The 21607-nt window shown below is 34.9% G+C and carries 18 protein-coding genes and 1 tRNA gene; 5 read left to right on the top strand and 14 right to left on the bottom strand.

Annotation, left to right across the window (positions count from 1 at the left end; genetic code table 11):
- Positions 1-34 precede the first annotated feature (34 nt).
- From ACZ2G0_RS04585 to aspS, 12 genes are all read right to left on the bottom strand, one after another.
- Positions 35-409: a four helix bundle protein gene (locus tag ACZ2G0_RS04585; RefSeq protein WP_300288007.1), complete on the bottom strand. Its 375-nt coding sequence runs from the start codon at positions 407-409 to the stop codon at positions 35-37.
- A gap of 11 nt (positions 410-420) precedes the next feature.
- Positions 421-1782, bottom strand: a complete 1362-nt coding sequence (gene nuoF / locus ACZ2G0_RS04580) for an NADH-quinone oxidoreductase subunit NuoF (protein ID WP_470309203.1) — start codon at positions 1780-1782, stop codon at positions 421-423.
- Between the two features lies 1 nt (position 1783).
- Entirely contained in the window at positions 1784-2314 is a 531-nt protein-coding gene (locus ACZ2G0_RS04575; RefSeq protein ID WP_470309202.1) for an NADH-quinone oxidoreductase subunit NuoE family protein, read from the bottom strand.
- A 28-nt stretch (positions 2315-2342) separates the two neighbouring features.
- Positions 2343-3581 carry an NADH-quinone oxidoreductase subunit D gene (locus tag ACZ2G0_RS04570; protein WP_470309201.1) on the bottom strand — a complete coding sequence of 413 codons (1239 nt, stop codon included), beginning with the start codon at positions 3579-3581 and terminating at the stop codon, positions 2343-2345.
- 32 nt (positions 3582-3613) lie between these two features.
- The gene (locus ACZ2G0_RS04565) at positions 3614-4135 is read right to left on the bottom strand and encodes an NADH-quinone oxidoreductase subunit C (protein WP_300288002.1); all 522 of its coding nucleotides are present in this window, start codon (positions 4133-4135) and stop codon (positions 3614-3616) included.
- A gap of 1 nt (position 4136) precedes the next feature.
- On the bottom strand, positions 4137-4685 hold the full coding sequence (locus tag ACZ2G0_RS04560) for an NADH-quinone oxidoreductase subunit B (RefSeq protein ID WP_300288014.1): 549 nt from the start codon (positions 4683-4685) through the stop codon (positions 4137-4139).
- Positions 4686-4773: 88 nt separating this feature from the next.
- Entirely contained in the window at positions 4774-5139 is a 366-nt protein-coding gene (locus ACZ2G0_RS04555) for an NADH-quinone oxidoreductase subunit A (RefSeq protein WP_300288001.1), read from the bottom strand.
- Between the two features lie 229 nt (positions 5140-5368).
- Positions 5369-5563 carry a cold-shock protein gene (locus ACZ2G0_RS04550; protein WP_007137066.1) on the bottom strand — a complete coding sequence of 65 codons (195 nt, stop codon included), beginning with the start codon at positions 5561-5563 and terminating at the stop codon, positions 5369-5371.
- 191 nt (positions 5564-5754) lie between these two features.
- Entirely contained in the window at positions 5755-8112 is a 2358-nt protein-coding gene (locus ACZ2G0_RS04545) for a hypothetical protein (protein ID WP_470309200.1), read from the bottom strand.
- A 163-nt stretch (positions 8113-8275) separates the two neighbouring features.
- Positions 8276-8896 (bottom strand): response regulator, encoded by a 621-nt coding sequence (locus ACZ2G0_RS04540; RefSeq protein WP_470309199.1) that lies wholly within the window; start codon positions 8894-8896, stop codon positions 8276-8278.
- Between the two features lie 44 nt (positions 8897-8940).
- Complete coding sequence (locus ACZ2G0_RS04535; RefSeq protein ID WP_470309198.1) at positions 8941-11655, bottom strand: sensor histidine kinase; 2715 nt, start codon at positions 11653-11655, stop codon at positions 8941-8943.
- Between the two features lie 197 nt (positions 11656-11852).
- Positions 11853-13604: an aspartate--tRNA ligase gene (gene aspS / locus ACZ2G0_RS04530; protein WP_470309197.1), complete on the bottom strand. Its 1752-nt coding sequence runs from the start codon at positions 13602-13604 to the stop codon at positions 11853-11855.
- A 192-nt stretch (positions 13605-13796) separates the two neighbouring features.
- Between aspS and ACZ2G0_RS04525 the strand changes: the two genes are divergently transcribed.
- Complete coding sequence (locus tag ACZ2G0_RS04525) at positions 13797-14792, top strand: TlpA family protein disulfide reductase (protein WP_470309196.1); 996 nt, start codon at positions 13797-13799, stop codon at positions 14790-14792.
- A 220-nt stretch (positions 14793-15012) separates the two neighbouring features.
- Complete coding sequence (locus tag ACZ2G0_RS04520; protein ID WP_470309195.1) at positions 15013-15360, top strand: toxin-antitoxin system YwqK family antitoxin; 348 nt, start codon at positions 15013-15015, stop codon at positions 15358-15360.
- Positions 15361-15573: 213 nt separating this feature from the next.
- Here the strand turns inward: ACZ2G0_RS04520 and ACZ2G0_RS04515 are convergent.
- Positions 15574-15653: transfer RNA gene (locus ACZ2G0_RS04515), tRNA-Leu, on the bottom strand.
- Between the two features lie 288 nt (positions 15654-15941).
- Between ACZ2G0_RS04515 and ACZ2G0_RS04510 the strand changes: the two genes are divergently transcribed.
- The 3 genes from ACZ2G0_RS04510 (at position 15942) to pth (ending at position 18722) form a co-directional block, all read left to right on the top strand.
- On the top strand, positions 15942-16883 hold the full coding sequence (locus tag ACZ2G0_RS04510) for a ribose-phosphate pyrophosphokinase (protein ID WP_470309194.1): 942 nt from the start codon (positions 15942-15944) through the stop codon (positions 16881-16883).
- 188 nt (positions 16884-17071) lie between these two features.
- A complete protein-coding gene (locus ACZ2G0_RS04505; RefSeq protein ID WP_470309193.1) occupies positions 17072-17686 on the top strand; it encodes a 50S ribosomal protein L25/general stress protein Ctc in 615 nt (204 codons plus the stop codon).
- A gap of 361 nt (positions 17687-18047) precedes the next feature.
- A complete protein-coding gene (pth, locus tag ACZ2G0_RS04500; protein WP_470309192.1) occupies positions 18048-18722 on the top strand; it encodes an aminoacyl-tRNA hydrolase in 675 nt (224 codons plus the stop codon).
- Positions 18723-18774: 52 nt separating this feature from the next.
- Here pth and ACZ2G0_RS04495 read toward each other — a convergent pair whose 3' ends face one another.
- Positions 18775-21465 (bottom strand): zinc-dependent metalloprotease, encoded by a 2691-nt coding sequence (locus ACZ2G0_RS04495; RefSeq protein ID WP_470309191.1) that lies wholly within the window; start codon positions 21463-21465, stop codon positions 18775-18777.
- Positions 21466-21607 lie beyond the last annotated feature (142 nt).

Below are 21607 nucleotides of genomic sequence, written 5' to 3'. Positions count from 1 at the left end.
GTCTTAATGTCTAAAGTCTTAAAGTCTATATACCTTAAATTTTCTGACTGATTCCTAAATATTTTATAAACCCGCTTAATAATTTTGATATTTCGGTGATATTCAAATATAATGCATCGAATTCGGTAACCGAAATATAATTCAAATCTAGTGCTAAATACAACTGAGATCTTACTTCTCCTGCCGAGGCTTTAGCGACATATAAAAAATATATAAATTCTTTATCTGTATTTCTTTCAAATCCTTCCGCAATATTGGATGAAATTGAAATGGATGCTCTTCTAATTTGTCTAACTAAATCAAAATCTTTTCTGAAATTTGAATTCTCGGTTATTTCATAAATTGACTTATTAAATACCCTTGCTTTTTGCCAAGAATTAATTTCTTCAAAAGAGTTGAACTTACCCATTGCGCCTACTTTTAGACTTGGGACTTTGAAACTTTAAGACTACTAAAAGGCTCCGCAACAAAGTGATCTCTATTTTTTATTCTCTCAGGAAAACGAACATGATATTCAAATTCTTCTCTAAAATGACGAATAGCTGCTGCCACTGGCCATGATGCGGCATCTCCTAAAGGACAAATCGTATTTCCTTCGATTTTTGACTGAATGCTCCATAGCAAATCAATATCTTCTTCACGGCCAAAACCAGTTTCGATTCGGTGTAATACTTTTTCTAACCATCCTGTTCCTTCACGACATGGCGTACATTGCCCGCAAGACTCATGGTGGTAGAAACGAGAGAAGTTCCACGTATTTCTAACAATACAAGCCGTGTCATCGTATACAATAAATCCTCCTGAACCTAACATCGATCCAGTAGCGAAACCACCATCACTTAAAGATTCATAGGTCATTAAACGATCTTCACCATTTGCTGTTTTAAAAATTAAATCAGCAGGTAAAATAGGTACTGAAGATCCTCCTGGCACTAATGCTTTCAAAGGTCTAGTAGTACTCATTCCTCCTAAATATTCATCCGAATTCATGAACTCATCTACGCTAAGACCTAATTCAATTTCGTAGACACCTGGGTTTTTAATATTTCCAGAAGCTGAAATTAATTTGGTTCCTGTAGACCTTCCAATTCCGATTTTTGCATAATCATCACCTGAATTGTTCACAATCCATGGCACTGAAGCAATTGTTTCTACATTGTTTACCACGGTTGGATTCGCCCACAATCCTGACACTGCAGGGAATGGTGGCTTGATACGAGGGTTTCCTCTTTTTCCTTCCAATGATTCAATCAAAGCAGTTTCTTCACCACAAATGTAAGCACCGGCACCACAATGAACGTATAGTTCTAGATCGAAACCTGAACCTAATATATTTTTTCCTAGGAAACCAGCCGCCTTTGCCTCAGCAATTGCTCTTTCAAGTATTTTATAAACCCACATGTATTCTCCACGAATGTAGATATACGATAGGTTTGCTCCCAAGGCAAAGCTAGAAGTAATCATCCCTTCGATCAATAAATGCGGAATAAATTCCATCAAATAACGATCCTTGAACGTTCCTGGCTCAGACTCATCAGCATTACAAACTAAATGACGTGGTTTTCCTGATTTTTTATCGATAAAACTCCATTTCATTCCTGCAGGGAAACCCGCTCCACCACGACCACGAAGTCCTGATTTTTTCACTTCTTCCACCACTTCGTCTGGAGACATCGCTTTCAAAGCTTTTTCCACAGATGCATAACCGCCATTTTTGCGGTACACTTCGTAGGTCTTAATCCCTGGAACATTGATTTTATCTAATAATATTTTTTTTGACATCTTATTTATCGTGTAATATTATTTTATTATCTCTACAATCAGTAATTAACTGATCGATTTTATCTTTAGTAAGGTGTTCTTTGTAAAAATCACCTAACTGCATCATTGGAGCATAACCACAAGCACCTAAGCACTCCACACCTCTTACTTCAAAAAGTCCGTCAGCAGTAGTTTCGCCTATTTTAACACCCAATTTTTCGCAGGTATAATCCATTAAATCTTCGGTACCGTTTAAGCAACATGGCGAAGTTTGGCAAAATTCAAACATGAACTTCCCTACTGGCTTCAAGTTATACATTGTATAAAAAGTAGCTACTTCGTAAACTTCGATTGGTAAAATATGCAGAATTTCGGCCACTTTATCCATCAATTCAACACTTAACCAATTGTCATGTGCATCTTGAACCTCGTGTAAAACGGGTAATAAAGCTGATTTTCTTTTATCTTCAGGATAATGACTAATCAATTCATTGATGCGATTCATCAATGCTTCGGTCATATTTATTTCTTGTTTGTGCTGTGTTCTTTCCATTTTCTTTTAAATCTGCAATCTAAAATTTTTAAGCGTCTAATTCTCCTGCGATAACATTCAAACTTGATAAAATCACAATAGCATCTGATAATAATGCTCCTTTGATCATTTCAGGATAGGCTTGGTAATAAATAAAACAAGGTCTTCTAAAATGTAATCTATAAGGAGTTCTACTACCATCTGTAACTAGGTAAAAACCTAATTCACCGTTTCCGCCTTCAACAGGATGGTAAATCTCAGCTACCGGAACTGGAACCTCACCCATTACAATTTTGAAATGGTAAATTAAGGACTCCATATTCGTGTACACATCTTCTTTTGGAGGAAGATAGTAGTCAGGAACATTTGCATGGTATTCGTTTCCTTCTGGCATTTTAGCCAAAGCTTGACGGATGATGCTTATACTTTCCCAAACTTCAGCATTACGAACGCAAAAACGATCGTAAGTATCTCCTGATTTTCCAACTGGAACACTAAATTCAAAGTCTTCGTATGAACTGTATGGCTGCGCTACACGCACATCGTAATCAACACCGGCAGCACGTAAGTTAGGACCCGTAAAGCCATAAGCCATAGCTTGCTCAGCAGTTATTGCTCCTACATTAACCGTTCTATCAATGAAAATTCTATTTCTTTCAAATAAGTTTTCGAACTCTTTCCAAGCAACTGGAAACTCTTCTAAAAAAGTATTTAATAATTCAAATGCTTTTGGAGACCAGTCTCTTTCAAAACCACCAATTCTTCCCATGTTCGTAGTCAAACGAGCACCACAAATTTCTTCATAGATTTCATATACCTTTTCTCTAAATTGAAAAACATAAAGAAAACCAGTATAAGCACCAGTATCAACTCCTAAAATCGAGTTACAAATTAAGTGATCCGTTATACGCGCTAATTCCATTACGATTACTCTTAAATACTGAGCACGTTTTGGCACTTCAATATTTAACAATTTCTCTAATGTCATCCACCATCCCATATTATTTATAGGAGACGAACAATAGTTCATACGGTCAGTAAGTGGCGTAATTTGGTAAAAAGGACGATTCTCAGCAATTTTTTCAAAAGCACGGTGGATATAACCAATGGTTGGTTCAGCCTCTAGAATTCGCTCCCCATCCATCAGCAAGATATTTTGAAAAATACCGTGTGTAGCAGGGTGAGTTGGACCTAAATTCAAGATAGAAAGCTCGCTTCCATCCTCATTAAGTCTCTCCTTCATTATTTTAGCATAGCGATGCTCTGGTGGTAATAATAGTTCTGACATTTATAGAATGTGAAAAATTATATATTGTTTTTTTAGCAATTGTCTACTGTTCTTCCAAAGAAACGGTCGTCCTTGTCTGTACGTCCTCCGTCTTCCATTGGAAACTCTTTACGCATGGGATGAGAAATCATTTCATCCATGTTTAAGATACGTTTTAATTGTGGGTGTCCAATAAAATCAACACCATAAAAATCAAATGTTTCTCTTTCCATCCAATTTGAACTTAAGAATATATTTGATATAGTTTTAATTTCTGGTTTCTCACCATTTAAAAACGCCTTAATTTTGATTCGCTTATTTTCATACCAATTGTGCAAATGGTACACTACTGCGAATTGCTCATTAACGTCACTGTCAGGGTAATGAATACCACATAAATCTGTTAAGAAGTGAAAACGCAAATCAGGATCGTTTTTCAAGAATAAGATAACCGCCGTATTTTGCGCCGCATTCATCTCAAAAGAGAAAATATCTCGTTCTTGTTGAAAGTTATACACTGCGTCACCAAAAGTGGCTACTAATTTATCTTGTATAGCTGTATTTTCTAATGCCATTTTATTTGATATTATAAGAAGCTAATAATTCTTTGTACTCTGGAGAACTTCTTCTTCTTACTGATTCTGTTTTCACTAGTTCTTGTAGTTTCATCACCCCATCCACAATTTGCTCTGGTCTTGGAGGACATCCAGGAACATAAACATCTACTGGAATCACCTTATCGATACCTTGCAATACAGAATATGTATCAAATATACCTCCTGAAGAAGCACAAGCACCTACAGCAATAACCCATTTAGGCTCTGCCATCTGCTCGTATACTTGACGTAAGATTGGCGCCATTTTTTTAGAAATAGTTCCCATAACTAGCAACATATCCGCCTGACGAGGAGAAAAACTCACTCGCTCAGAACCGAATCGCGCCAAATCATAGTGTGATGCCATTGTTGCCATAAATTCAATTCCGCAACAAGAAGTTGCGAAAGGCAACGGCCAAAGCGAATTAGCGCGAGCCAAACCAACAACATCGTTCAATTTTGTAGCAAAAAATCCTTCACCAGCAACACCTTCCGGAGCGGCAACCATATTTACACTTGAATCACTCATCATTTCTATTATTTTGAATTGTAAATTTTGAATTTGTATCTGTTAAGAATGCTATCTTAATTTTACATTTCAATATTTAAACTATTTTTTATTCCCACTCTAAAGCTTTCTTCTTGATAATGTAGAAAAAACCAACAAGCAATAAAGACATGAAAACAACCATTTTAATCATTCCTTCCATTCCAAGCTCTTTGAAATTAATTGCCCATGGATACAGAAAAATAACTTCGATATCAAAAAGGACAAAAAGGATCGCAACTAGAAAATACTTAACTGAGAAAGGAATTCGAGCGTTTCCGATCGATTCGATACCAGACTCAAAATTTTTGTCTTTATTTTCCGAAGATCTTTTTGGGCCTAATTTACCCGAAACTAATATAGTTCCAACAACAAACCCAACCGCTAGGATGAATTGCATTAAAATAGGAATATAATTTAATTGATCAGATTGCATAATAATTGTTTTTTTAAACTAAATAAGCAACAAAGATAGGTTTCAAGGATTTAAAACACAAGAGGAAGTTTGAATTTAGTACTATCAGATTCAGCCTAAAGTTCTAATTTTTATTCATTATAAATAACTAAAATAGATTGTATTTAGGTCACAATCCTTTCGGTTTAAACCAAAAAAAAACGTCCCGAAAAAATTCGAAACGTTTAAACATTCTTAAGTAAAAAAAATATTAGATAACTGCTACTTTCGCAGCAACTTTTCCTTTTCTTCCTTCTTCTTCTTCGTAACTTACTCTGTCACCTTCGCGTAATTCTTCTGCGTTGATTCCTGAAGCGTGAACAAAAATGTCTTTTCCTGTTTCTTCGTCTGTAATGAATCCGTAACCTTTTGACTCATTGAAAAATTTAACTGTACCTGTACGCATTGTAATTGTAATAATAATTTATAATAAGGCAAATGTAATATTTAATATCATACGAACGATATTATTCTGCATTTTTTTAATAAAATAATTGATTTCCAGCGTTTTCGTTAGAATTTTTAACTATTCTTGATATAAAATAAGCATCCACATAAAACAGATCGAATACTTATTTATTTTAGTTTAAATACTAATTATCTTAATAATGTCACATGACCAACATAATTATGTTTTTTAGGTTGACTAAATTCAATGGGTTTTGTAATTCCATTTAAAGAGGATGAGGCCGATTCAATTTTTATTAAATTCATATCACCGTTTTCTAAAATTTCTACTATTGATATTATACTTACTATTTCTTTAGTTGTAGGATTTGCAAAAGTAGAACTTAGTCTATGACCTTCTGGATCTTCCACCATCAAATCACTTTTGTTAATAGTACTTACAGTTGCCCAATCTCCCGTCAATTTTGGATTATGCGGAAGTAACGTAGCAAAAACACTATGACTTACTGAAATTGTTCCGATTGTTATACAGCTTATGTCAAATCTTCTATTATAAGATATACTATTAGTTACTACACCATTTATTGTCGTTGTAACAAATGGTAAGTGACTAGCATCTAACAATTTTACAGTGTAAGGTGGAGAATAACAAGCTGTAGAATTGCCTGGTACAAATGGTTCGTAAACAACTCCGCTTGGAGATGTGATTTCTAAAACCGCACCTACTGATGTTGTACCACCCATCATGAAATTTACTTGACCAGTAAGATCACCTGCATTTGGTCCAAACTTTACGTAACAGCATTTCTTGGTTAAAGTTATATTTGCAGTAGTAGGAAGTGGAGCAGCAGCTACATTAATTGTGATAGTACCTAATTCACAATCAGTTGTACCTCCATTACAAAATCCAATTATTTTTATTAAATTAATTCCTGTTACTAAGTTTGTGAATGGAATAACCATACTTCCACCAGTACCAGCGCCTAAGGTGTAATTATTTGTTGTACCTACAGGATTTGTTCTGGAATATATAGGAAATGAATCATTGCCATTTATTAAAACCTTTATTCTTGTTGTCCACGATCCAGTATACAAACTCATTAATGAATGAGGATTATATAATATTGTTAGGGTCTTAGAATTATTTGCAACATCATAAGGAATATTTAAAGTAGCTCCAATATTTGCACTTGTACCTGATCCACTAGGAAATTGAACAGAACCAGTTGGAGAAGCCACACATGAACAAGTAGAGGAAGTTTTACTAGAATTTATGTTTTCTGCAACTCCATTCCTGCCTTTTCTAATCGAAAACTGTGTAGTTTCGCTACTGCTCAATTCTTTTCCTGATTGATCAAGTGCTTGAACTGTCCAAACGAAATCACACATATAGGGCGGTTTACAAGGACCCGTTATTATATCCGAAGCAGTAAATTCAGTCAAGCCATCAACATCTTTAGTTATAATAGGCTGACCCTTTACAGCTTGCATTGCTGTTTGTCCCTGCATTAGTTGCCACACTTTTAATCTGTAAGAAATTGGAACTTGAGGTCTAGGTAAAATCGGTGTCCATTTAAAAGTCGGAGATTGACCTACATCCTCTCCATTGGTTGGACTTGTAATTTTTACACTTCCTTTTACGGTTCCATCCCAACCTTTTCTTCCTGTTCTTTTTTGAGGCCAATCATTTTTGTGTGAAAAAGAATAACTCACACCTACATTTACTCCCAAAGTAGAATAACTGGTGCTTTTGGTTTCTCCTTTTACATAAGTCCCATTGTCTAGTTGTTGTTGATTATATTGTCCGCCTTGGTTTGGGTTTCCTTCAGGTACTAAAGTTGTCAATTGTGTTTGTACTTTTGGACCCAAAATATAACTTCCATCAGCAAATAAACCCAGACTTTTAGTTACCATGTATTGGAATCTGATTTTTGGCGTAATTGCCAAGCCAGTGGTTTTGGTTTCGGGCAAGGTAATTAAATTATACTGCAAGGTTTGTCCATTGACCTGCGTAGTTTGAACGGCACTCAATTCTTTTCGGGTCATTGAAAAATATTCTGCTAAAACCATTGGCGAAATAATAAAAATTCCTCCTAAATTAAAATTAAATTGGGGCCCGGCTCCAAATCTAAAGCCTGGGCTTTTTGGATCTACACCTCTATAAGCTACAGAACTTGAAGTTTGTCCAGCAATTGCAAAAGCAGATGGTAATGGAGTAGTTGGGTTACCACTACCGCCAAAGTTGTATTGTCCGCCAACGTTTAAACTCAAAGTTGTTACATTACCTTTCCCATTCCACCCTTTTTTGATGAGTGGCAAAGCAAGATCTAAATTTACTCCTGATGAGTTGTTAACAAATGCGTCTTTGGTGCTGCTGCTTGGCATAGTATTGCCGTAACCAAAGGTTAACATTACTGGAGGCATAGCCGACCAGCTGCTTCTATCTCCTGAGCTTCTGGGTTTAATTGCGTTTTCTTGTGCATGCACATGAAACATTCCACCAAGTATTAAAGCGCTTAAAATTGTTTTTGTTTTAAAGTACTTCATGATTTTCTACCTTTTAATTTATTAGACCGTCGTTACAAATTAATTGTGAATCAAATTTCAGTATTAATACAAAACAAAAAATCCCTAAATGTTACGATTAGGGATTTTAACTAAAAGGTAAATTCATAAAAGTTGAGATATCTTCAGAATTACAAAATTGGTACTACTTTAAGTTTTTATAATAATAGGCAATCGCTTCGCCAAGTGATGAAATGTGTAGTTTTTCATAGATGTGTTTGGCATGAGTATTTACTGTAGAATAGGTAATTCCGAGTTTGTCGGCAACCATTTTATAGCTTAAACCTTCTGAAAGTAAAGCTAAAACTTCAGTTTCTTTACTACTCAAAGGTGATTTACTTTGGCAAGGCTGAAAATAATCCAAAACTTTTTGCGCAATTGCTGGGTTCATAACTGCGCCACCTTCATAAACTTCTTGAATGGCTTGAAGAATACGTAAAGGTTTATCATTTTTCAATATGTATCCATTGGCACCATTTTTAATGCTGGTGAAAATTTTATCACTATCATCAAAGGCTGTTTGCATCAATACTTTGACATCAGGATGATTTAATTTAATTATCCTCAGGCCTTCTAGACCATCAACTTCGGGCATGTTTACATCCATCAAGACTAGATCAGGAAAACAGTTCTCTATATCGCTTAAAACATTTACACAGTTGGAAGCTTCACCGACAAATTTAAAATCTTCATTTAGACTTAATAAAGACTTGAGACTATCGCGACGCTCTATGCTATCATCATATATAAAAATGCGAATTACCATTTGTCAAAGTTATTCTTTAATTAGCTATGATTTTGTCCCCTAATTTAGGGATATGTAATTGTAAGTTTAGTTATTGTACCCACATTAGGACCAGATACTATTGATAAAAACGCGTTGATTTCAGATGCTCGCTTTTGCATATTTGTTATACCGTTCCCTTTTACTTCGTTGCTATCAAACCCTACCCCATCATCTTGTACCATAAATACAATAGCGGTTGTGTACACTTCTAATTGAATCTCAATTCTTTTTGCTTTACTATGCTTTGCTGCATTATTAATAACTTCCTTAGCGATTAAAATTATATTTTTTCTCTGATTTATTTCTGACAGTAAGGAGTCAATTCTTGAATCAATAGCAATCGTATACTCAATAGTTGTGGCTCCTAAAATATCATTTGCAAAATTCTTAATTCTGCTACTAACAGTCATGAATTCCTCTTTTTTAGGTTTCATACTCCAAATAATGTCGCCTATTTTATCAGCCAAGTCTTTAGACTGATTCTCGATCTTCTCTAATAAAATCTGGGTTTTGAGAATGTCTTTTTTTAATAGTTGATTTGCAACAGCACTGTTTAATTGCAAACTGCTTAAAGTTGCCCCAATATCGTCGTGTAAATCCGCTGTAATTTGATTGCGTTGCTTTTCTAATTGTAATTGCTGATTAAAAATCGTTTTTTGGTAGTTTAATTTTCTTTTATTGATAATATAAAACAATAACGCTGTTAAAATGAAAGAGATCATTATCCAAAAAAGTATCGTTTTATAGTATGGTGTTGCTACATCAAATTCTAAATGAATGATTTTGCGCTGAATTTCATTATTTTCATCTAGCGCCCTAATAATTATTAAATTTTGCCCATCATTTAATTTTAAGTTTAAAAAATTACCTCTAATTGTTATAAATTTTGAATTATTAATAGTGTATTGGAAATTCTTAAAATGACCTGTAATATCAACACCTGCAATCTCTAAGGAAATATTGTTTTCATAATTTTTTAATTGATATTTACTTGCCAAGGGTACAAAATCATCATTAATTTTGATAGATATTAGTCTAGGAACAATTGCATGATTAAAAGATGAATTTTTGAAATTAATTTTTGAAACTCCATTATCGGTAGCAGCATAAAGTGTATCATTTTTAAAATCTAAAAAATTAATTGCGTCTGAAGTTAATCCGTCTGAAGTGGTAAGCTTTAAAACTTTACAATGCTTAGTGTCTTTATAATTCACAGTATAAAGACCTGATTTAGAAGCAATCCATAGTTCATGATTTATATTAAGTAAATTCGAGATGTTTATTGGAATGCGTTCGTCATTGAGGAATTGAACAACAACTTTATTGTTTTCAATTAGAAACAAGTTCCCTTTGTATGTACTTACCCAAATTGCATTGGAATTAGCTTTTTCAAAATACTGAATCTTATCACCTTTAAGTAATGAATTGGAGACAAGTAACGTGTACCTATTTAATTTTACATTATACTTATACAATCCATCATTTGCAGAAAAATAGAAAAAATCATCATTTATTCGTTTGATACTTATAATCCTTTGCTTAGGAAACGGCAATTCTTGATAGGTTTCACTATTTACATTAAAAGATACAAGACCAGAAACACAACCTAAAATTAAAGTTGAGTCATTAAGTTTAGCTGATGATTTTATATTTATATACTGTTTATGCTGATCGATTAGGTGAATAACTTTTTTAAAATTACTATTCAATCCTTGGTCAGTAACAACTATTGTTTTTTTAGGAAAAAAAACAATATTCCTAACCCATAAATTATTCTCTTTGATTTGGCTAAAGTTATTTTTCAACTCTTTGTTTCGATCTTTAACAACAATTTCCCCCTGATAATTACCTGCAAACAATTTTCCGCTGGAATCAACTTTAGCACATAAAAAATTTGAAACTACAGTATTAGAGAAGTTCTCCTTTTTTATTGCAGAATGAGTGTAATACATTAATCCATTGTTTAGGGTGGCTACCCAAACATTTTTTTGATTGTCTACATATGCAGTATTAACATTGAAAGGATTTGTAATCGTAGATACAAGCCGTAATGAATTACTATCATAAATTAAGATTGTACCATCAGTGCAACTAATGCTTAATTTGGAGCCTGAAAATCCAAACCATTTTAAATTTTTTGGTACTTTTTTATAAACAGTATGATACCTAAAAGGGTGAAGTTTTAAAATTTCAATTTTATATATGGCATTACTTGAGAATTTATAAATTGAATTATTTGTATAATATTCATTTATTAAAAGCGATCTGTTTTCAGTACTAAAATGGCCAATACTTTTATTTCGTATATAAAATTCACCTCTTGAAAACACTTTGCCATTTGCTATACTATCAAAATTAATAAGAGTAATCAATTCATTTAAAATATAAATTTTCACATAAGGTCTTGAAAGATTCTTAATCTTATGTGTTATTTTACCCTTATTGTAAATGAAACTTCCTAAATGATTTGAAAAAAACATCAAATTATTGCCTAAAGTATAATGGGTGTTAATAAGCTCATTACTTATCTCAGCCACATGCCTATCATTCTCTAAACAAATAAATTTATTGCGCTTTTCATCAAAAAAACTTGGCGGTCTCTTGTAGCAATTGGCCCAAATGGTTCCATCATCTTGTTTAAAGACTTGTATGACATCGTTTGAAGGTAAGCCGTTTTTAGTAGAATAATTCACAAAACGCTTACCATCAAATCTAGAAATTCCATTATCAGTTGCCACCCACAAAAACCCATTATTATCGGTAATGGTTTCGTAAATGAGGTTACTACACAAACCATCTTTAGTGGTAAAAGTATTGGTTAGATTATAGTTTTGACCATAGAGAGAGCTTCCGCAAAAAATTACGAAATAAAATAGGCAATATGCTCTTTCTTTAAAAATAATTTCATCAATTTACCTGCTAAGATAATGATTTATTACTTCAAATTTAACATGATATTCAGCTCTTTAAGTTGAGCTTCGTCAATATTAGATGGCGCATCAATCATTACATCTCTTCCTGAGTTATTCTTAGGGAAAGCAATAAAATCACGAATCGTTTCTTGTCCGCCTAAAATAGCAACCAAACGGTCTAACCCGAAAGCCAATCCTCCGTGTGGCGGTGCTCCAAATTGAAAAGCATCCATCAAGAAACCAAATTGTGCTTTTGCCTCTTCATCGGTAAATCCTAAATATTTAAACATCAATTGTTGGGTTGTTTTATCGTGAATACGAATAGAACCACCTCCTATTTCGTTTCCGTTCAAAACCATATCATACGCATTGGCTCTCACTTTTCCAGGATCAGTTTCTAGCAAATGCATGTCTTCTGGTTTCGGGGAAGTAAACGGATGATGCATGGCGTGGTAACGGCCACTCTCTTCATCAAATTCTAATAAAGGAAAATCAACAACCCATAAAGGAGCAAATACAGCTGGATCTCTTAATCCTAGTCTCGTCGCTACTTCCATTCGTAACGCTGATAATTGCGCTCTCGTTTTATCAGCTGGACCAGAAAGCACAAAAATCATGTCGCCTGCCTTAGCTCCAGTAACTTTAGCCCAATTAGCTAAATCTTCTTGATCGTAAAATTTATCTACTGATGATTTAAACGTTCCGTCGTCGTTACATTTAGCATAAACCATTCCTGAAGCTCCTACTTGTGGACGTTTCACCCAGTCAATTAAAGCATCTATTTCCTTTCGGGTATAATTTCCTGCACCGGGTACAGCAATTCCCACTACTAATTCAGCAGCATTAAAAACTGGGAATTCTTTATGTTTTGCAAATTCGTTTAGTTCCCCAAACTCCATCCCAAAACGAATGTCTGGTTTGTCATTTCCGTAGGTTTTCATCGCATGCTCGTAGGTCATACGCGGAAACTCCTCTACTTCGATTCCTTTTATCTCTTTTAGTAAATGACGGGTCAAACCTTCAAACACGTTCAATATATCTTCTTGTTCCACAAATGCCATTTCGCAATCGATTTGTGTAAACTCTGGTTGTCTGTCTGCACGCAAATCTTCATCACGGAAACATTTTACGATTTGGAAATACTTGTCCATTCCTCCAACCATCAACAATTGCTTGAACGTTTGTGGCGATTGTGGCAAAGCATAAAATTGCCCTGCATTCATTCGAGAAGGGACAACAAAATCACGAGCTCCTTCAGGTGTTGACTTGATTAAGTAAGGAGTTTCCACCTCACAAAAATCTAAATCAGACAGGTATTTACGAACTTCCATTGCTACTTTATGACGAAAAAGCAAGCTGTTTTTTACAGGATTTCTTCTAATATCCAGGTATCGGTATTTCATTCGAATGTCTTCACCTCCATCAGTCTCGTCTTCGATTGTAAACGGCGGAGTCAAGGCCGCATTTAAAATCGTCAACTCGCTAACCAAAATTTCGATATCTCCGGTAGCAAGGTTTTTATTTTTGGCTTCACGCTCAATAACAGTACCTTTAACTTGAATCACAAATTCTCTACCTAATGTTTTAGCTAGTTCAAAAACGGCTTTATCAGTACGACCCTCATCAAAAACAAGCTGAGTAATTCCGTAACGATCTCTTAAATCAACCCAGTTCATAAACCCTTTATCTCTGGATTTTTGTACCCAACCCGCTAGAGTAACTTCAGCATTTACGTTTGAGGCATTTAATTCACCACAGTTATGACTTCTATACATTATCAAAATTTTAGATTATCAAGTCTTCTATCCTTTTAGACTCGACTGCAAAAGTAAACACAAAATTCATATTATAATAATAAACTGCGGTACTAGATTGCTATAAAGTCCAATTTTTTTGTTAATCAATACGTATTATCAATCAAATTTATCTAGATTTGATTTTACAAAACAACGCTACTACTTATTATGATGAGAAAAGCACTTAACATTAGCTTGCTACTTTTTATGACCTTGAACTTAATCGCTCAAGTACCAAACAAAATAAAATTCAAAGCAGTTATAGAGAATAGAAAAAGTGACACATTGATCATTAGAGGTCAAAATTCATTTAATCAAATAATACCAATCAATTCTTTACAACAATTTGAAGCATCGATTGATGCCCCCCAAGGCTTTTATCAGTTTTTTGATGGACAAAGCGCATCAACTATGTATTTAAAACCGGAAGCAGAAATCGAACTGACTTATGATGCAAATAAATTTGAAACATCTGTCGTTTACAAAGGTAAAGGATCTGAAGAAAGTAATTTCCTAGCGCAGTACAGCATAAGAGAAGAGATTTTTACTGATATGGCTTTCGCCAAAGAACCGAATGAATTCAATGCACTGTTTGAACTTAAAAGAAAAGAGGATCGAGAAAGTATCTCAAAAGGAAATTTTGATCCCGAGTTTAAAAAAATCATTTTATCCTCATTTGACAATAATGACCGATACGTTACACAAGCATACGAAAACATCACAAGAGCTAGAAAATCGCAAGGAAAACCGTCTCCTGAATTTACGTATGAAAACCACAAGGGCGGCCTAACAAAACTATCTGATTTAAAAGGAAGATACGTTTATATCGACATTTGGGCAACTTGGTGCGCTCCTTGCCGACAAGAAATACCCTATTTGCAAAAAATAGAGAAAAAATACGAGGGCAAGAAAATTGCTTTTGTCAGTATATCTGTTGACACGAAAAAGGATTACGAAAAATGGAAATCCTTTGTTGCAGATAAAAACTTAGGCGGAATTCAATTACTAGCAGATAACGATTGGAATTCTGAATTTATGCAAAAATACGGTGTGACAAGTATTCCAAGGTTTATTCTTTTGGACCCTGATGGCAACATTGTAAACTCAGATTCAGCAAGACCGTCTGATCCAAAACTTCAAGAAAAACTAGACAAATTACTACTTTAGGTTAGTTGAACCAGCATAAATTATTTTTAAAATACTTATAATCAATATTTTAAATTTATTCTGGCAGAAATAATCCAAACCAAAAAAAGCAATGCGATGACTTAGTAGTACTTTCCAATGTTAAATTTTTACCCAATGTTACCAAATTGTTACCAAATTGTTTTTTTAATGTAAAAAACATTTATATATTTGTGAAACAAACACCGTAAAACTTTACATCATGAAAAAATATATAATGATTGCCGCAGTATTATTCTCAGGAATTCTTTTTGCACAAAACACAAAACCACAATTAGAAGTTGTTGGAAACCAAGTAAAAGCAACTTACCTATATGAAAACGGTAAAGTACAACAACAAGGTAATTTCTTGAATGGTAAACTACAAGGAGAATGGATTTCATACGATGCGGAAGGAAATAAAGTAGCCATTGGAGAATACAATAAAGGACAGAAAGTTGGTAAATGGTTCTTTTGGAACAACTCTGTACTTAGTGAAGTTGATTATTCTGAAAACAGAATTGCTTCAGTGAAAAACTGGAAAAAAGATGCCGTTGTTAACATTGACTAACATTGCAATACTATAAAAGAAAAGCTCCTATTTGGAGCTTTTTTTTGTTTATAACGATAATCAATTACCTCCTTTTTAGGTGCCACATAAAAGTAGATCCAAAAAATGAAGCAAACCATTTGATATAAAACAACGATACCTTTACATTTTAGAACATATAATACATCTAAATTAAACATAAAAAAAACCGCTTCTTTCGAAGCGGTTTTTAAGTACCCGGAGCCGGAGTCGAACCGGCACGGTTTCCCACAGGTGTTTGAGACCAGCGCGTCTACCAATTCCGCCATCCGGGCTTAGCAGACCTGAAATAGCGACAGCTATTTCAACGCAATAAAGAGATTCGTAGTGGTAGCCACAAATCTTTTCCTTTAACACGGTGCAAATGTAAAAAATAAAATTAAATCTTCAACTAAAAATACTTAAATTTTTCCTTTCAGAGTTGAATAAATTTTATAAATTTGCAGCTCGGTAAAACGAGACACACTAACTAACTACATCCTAGATAAATACACAAAATAAGTAACAGTTAAACGACTTAACTTATTCACACTAACTATCCAGGAACAAAAACAACAAATTAAATGTCACACCTAGAACCAGAAGCAAAAATTTTTGCGTGTTCACAAAGTGTCTATCTAGCTGAAAAGATTTCCGCTGAATACGGAATTCCACTAGGTAAAGTTACAATGTCACATTACAGTGATGGCGAATTTCAGCCTTCGTACGAGGAGTCAATAAGAGGCTTACGTGTGTTTATTGTTTGTTCTACATTCCCAAATTCAGATAATTTGATGGAATTATTACTGATGATCGACGCTGCAAAACGTGCTTCAGCAAGACATATTACTGCTGTAATACCGTACTTTGGATGGGCTAGACAAGATAGAAAAGACAAACCTAGGGTTCCGATAGGAGCGAAACTAACAGCAAAATTGTTAGAGACAGCCGGAGCAACAAGAGTAATGACCATGGATTTGCATGCTGACCAAATTCAAGGATTTTTTGAAAAACCAGTAGACCACCTTTTTGCTTCTACTATCTTTTTACCTTATGTGAAAAGTTTAGGATTAGACAATTTGACTATTGCTTCTCCTGATATGGGAGGTTCAAAAAGAGCCTATGCGTACTCTAAGTTTTTAGAATCAGATGTAGTAATCTGCTACAAACAAAGAAAAGCAGCAAACGTAATTGGCACAATGGAACTGATTGGTGAGGTAAAAGGCAAAAATGTGATTTTGGTAGATGACATGATTGATACCGGAGGCACTTTGGCGAAAGCCGCTGATTTAATGATGGAAAAAGGAGCATTAAGCGTTAGAGCTATTTGTACACACGCCATTTTATCAGGAGACGCCTACGAGAAAATCGAAAAGTCTCAATTGCTAGAATTGATCGTTACAGATTCTATTCCGTTAAAGAAAGAGTCTAAAAAAATAAGAGTATTAAGTTGTGCGCCTTTATTTGCCGACGTAATGCACATGGTACATCATAACAACTCGATTAGCGGGAAGTTTATTATGTAAATGACAGTGAATAGTGATTAGTAATAAGTGACTAGACAAAGTTTAGCACCAAATATACTAATACCTACTTAAAAATAAAGAAGTGATTAGCAAGCACTAACCACAGATTAGCAATCGCTAAATCTTAACTGGAAAAAGCTAAGCACATTTAGAAAAGAGTTTAATTAATAACTATATAAATATTTACAATGAAATCGATTACAATTAAAGGATCAGAAAGAGAAAGCGTGGGAAAAGTTGCGACTAAAGCCTTACGTAATGCTGGAGCGGTTCCTTGCGTGTTATACGGAGGAGATCAACCAGTACATTTTTCAGCAGAAGAAAAAGCATTCAAAAGCTTGGTTTACACTCCAAACGCTCACACAGTTGTGATTGAATTGGGTAACGGTAAGTCTTACAATGCAATCATGCAAGACATCCAAGTTCACCCAGTTTCTGACAAAATCCTTCACCTTGACTTCTTCCAAATCTTTGATGAGAAAGAAATCACTATTGAAGTACCTGTTAAAATCATTGGTAACTCTAAAGGTGTTATGGCAGGTGGAGATTTACGTTTGAACAACCGTAAATTAAAAGTAAAAGCATTACCAGCAAATCTTCCTGATTTTGTTGAGGCTGACATTACTCCACTTAACATGGGTAACAAATTATACGTTACTCAAGTTCCTACTCCAAACTTCAAAATCATGCACCCAGACAACACTGTTATCTGTCAAGTGAAGATTTCTCGTGCGGCTATGAAAGCGGCTCAAGAGGCTGCAAAAGCTGCAAAAGCAGGACCTGCAAAAGGAAAGAAAAAATAATATTTTTTTCTACACATATCAAAAGCATCAGTTTTATTACTGGTGCTTTTTTTTTGCCTTTCTTTTTTCTTAGGGTTTAGCTTCCTAACTAAATTAAGAACTTCCTTAGGAGCACAACAATCTACCTTTCAATCCACATCCCTCCCGCTATACGCTTCAATCTTTTTATCGCCAAAAAGGCGAATAAAAAGGATTTACGCTGCTATCGGGGCTAGTTTAGACGATCTGTCTTCAAAAGATAAGAAGATCATAGCAGTTAGACCTTATTTAGCCTTAGAATGAAACCCGAAATACCCAACTACAAACAAACTTTACCCTTTATCTAATTGACTATTTATCTAATTAAGTTTACTTTTGCAGCATGATACAATGGATAAAAGCACTGTTTTCAGCAACAAATAAAGAAGAAAACACAATAACCATCAAAAAAGAGGTTCCTGAAAACCCAAAAAACAATACAGAAAGCGTGAGTAAAAAATTTCTAATAGTAGGACTAGGCAACATAGGTGCTGAATACGTAAACACGAGACACAATATTGGTTTTAAAGTACTCGATCATTTTGCCAAAAAAGAATCGGTATCGTTTGAAACTGTAAAACTAGGCGCTCTAGCCGAATACAAATTCAAAGGTCGTACGTTTTTACTCTTAAAACCCAACACCTACATGAACCTCAGCGGTAAAGCGGTGCAGTATTGGATGGACAAGGAAAACATTCCAATAGAAAACATCATGGTTATTACTGACGACTTGAATCTGTCTTTTGGAACGATCCGAATCAAACCAAAAGGAAGTGATGGTGGTCACAACGGACTTAAAAACATCAACCTTATCTTAAACACCAATCAATACACTCGTTTTCGTTTTGGGATTAGCGACGAATTCAAAAAAGGAAAACAAGTAGACTACGTTCTAGGCGATTGGGACGACGCAGAAAAAGTCGCTCTACCGGAACGATTAGAACTAAGCTCAGAGATTATAAAATCATTTGGAACAGCAGGTCTTGAACTTACGATGACCAGTTACAATGGAAAATAAAAAAAGAGGAAACATGTATATGTTTCCTCTTTTTATTTAACGGCTAGTTTGCTTATTTAATAACTAACTTCTTAACTTGTTTGGCATTACCATCATAAACAGACACCAAATAAAGTCCTGCCTGCAAGTTGGGTAATTGAATATATTGATTAAAATCCCCTGTATTCTCGAAAGCTTTTTTATACAATTGACGTCCTAATAAGTCATGTACTACTATTTGTATTTCATTCCCAGTCTGGCTGGTAAATTGAACATTAAAATTTCCTTTATTAGGGTTTGGGTAAAGTGAAAAAGTATTCACCTCCAAATCGTTTGTACCTAAAGTAAACGTTTTGGTACATATTTGGATGGAAGCAGAGTCTACTGTTCCTGAATCATTCTTAAAATTATCGCGTATTCTAAACGTCCAAACTCCTTGCGCTAAATCGCCATTAAATGCGGTCAAAGGCTCAAAAGGAGTCACTGTTTGTGGTGTTGTAACAGTACAACCAAGGTCGGTACCAGAATCATCATACGTTAAGATTACACTGCCTCTTGTACTTTCACAACTTCTATCAAACAATCGCACTGTTTTACCAGTAGGACTCACGACTTCCATTTGCAAATCAGAAAAATAAGTATGTGTAAAGGCAACATTAAAATTAATATCCGAAACTAAAGCAGCTGAGTTAGGCACCGTTATTGTTCTAATCGTGTAAGCAGCTTGCTCAGGCACTGCAAACGGAGTTGCGAATGGATAGGTATCGCAAGAAGAAACCGATGAATACCCTATTGTGAAAGCTTTAGAATTCAAAGCGTAATAAATATTTCCAGTAGGAGCGATCATAATACGGCAATCCTTTCCTATAACATTAGGAACAAGAACCACTTCACTACCGTCATTAGGCGTACTAGCGGCCAAGATCGTTGGAAAAGTTAACCCTCCATCAGTGGATAATTTTATTGTAACGTTAGCAGATCCCGCCAATGCATTGGACCCGTTCACACTCCAAGTAATCGTTTGAGACTGCCCTGAATACCATGCTACAGCATCAGTACTTTGCGAGGTAACTACAAAAGGACCTATTGTTCCACTAACAGTAACTACCTTGGTTGCAGAATTCGTCTGAGCTGTTCCAAGCGCAGCATTATCTCTAGCTGTTAGTACAAAATTAAGTGTTCTACCTATAGATGGAACTGATTCCCATCTGCTCGTTAATTTATTTGCAAGTACATTACTGTAACTAGGCATGTATCGTATTGGACTGGTACTAGGATATAAGGAACGAAATAATGGTCCATCCGGTTTTGAGGCTATTGCTTCACTGTTCTTGAAGTTCGTTGTAATTGCGGAGTCATTTTGCTCCCAAGTATAGGTCAAATTATCTCCATTAGCATCGGTTCCGCTTCCTGTCAAAATAAAAGCGGTACCAAAAGGAATAGTATAATTTATACCTGCACTAACAACAGGTGTTGCATTACTAAACGTTGTGGAAACAGGGCAAGTCTTGGTTGCTAAGTTATTTTGAATTTGCAATATACTGGCATAAGAAAAATAATCATCTGAAGCAGCTTGAACGTCGTAATCATCAGTGATACCAGCATAACCCATGATAGTAGAACCACTTCCTGGTTCTACATTAACTCCAGCATCTTCAAGCTCAAACGAATAAGAATGATTAGCTCCTAACTGATGGCCAAATTCGTGAGCAACAAAATCGATATCAAAACTATCACCTTGTGGTCTACTATCAGAGGGAGAAGTATAAGCGCTTCCTTTTCCCAAAGGCACACCACCAGTTGGATTGACACATACACAACCAATACAACCTGCATTTCCACCACCACCACTAGCACCAAACAAATGTCCTATATCGTAACTACCATTACCAATAACACTTGTCAAGGTTTGTTGTAATTTAAGTCCCCAATTATTTGAATTACTAGGATCCGTACCTGCACTTGGATCAGCATAAGGATCAGTAACCGAATTTGTATAAACGATCAAACTATTATTTGCTATAATCTCCAACTTAACTGCTAAATCCTTATTAAATATACCATTGACACGAGTCATAGTTGCATTCATCCCTGCCAGCGCGCCCGCAACAGTCCCTCCATAATACTGCGCATATTCTCCTGTACATGATAAGGCAAGGCGCAATGTTTTAAAAACTCTATTATTTGCGGCTGTTTTAGCTGTTTTAGCTGATAGATTTTTAGCAATTGCAACAGCATCGGTCGTGCAATTTAATGGCAAACTCCCCTTACTCCTAGTTGAATTAGAGAAGACAATATATTTATTCTTATCACTAACACTTTGTTCTATAAATTCAGAGCCCGAATCAGCACGTAAAACCATTGATTGAATTCCTTGAGGCGAAACACTTATACTCAAGGTGGCTGTTGGATCTGAAATTCCTTGTCCACTATACGATCTAATATCAGGATATTGTTCTTGTAACTTTGGCTCAAAATTAGAATTTTCAACAACCAAAAACTTTTCAAAATCCCCTTTGGCATTTGGAACAGTTACCTCCACATTTCGCCCTTTGCCCGTTATACTAGAATTCGACTTACTTAAAGCAGCTTGTAACTGACCTTGGTCCAAAACAAATGATATAACATTAGTATGATTTGATCCAGCATTTTTCGCTGTTACGGTTGTGTTAGTATTAGTTACTCTCTTCCAAATTGTTCCGTCTTGTGCTTGAGAAAACGTAACATAAAGAAGTGCAAGTAATAAAGTGGTATTTTTTTTCATGACCTGAGGACTTTAAGTTATCAAAAATAGGGCAATTAATCCAAAATTGTTATTAGATCACTATCTTTTCAGTTGCTAAATAGTGTTAAAATCGATAATTGACCTAAAATAAGTGGCTTTAATCGAAATCGATCTAAAAAAT

The sequence above is a fragment of the Flavobacterium sp. KKT103 genome (genome assembly GCF_055640565.1).
Note: the sequence above shows the minus strand (reverse complement) of the source record. Positions and strands in the feature narration are given on the sequence as shown.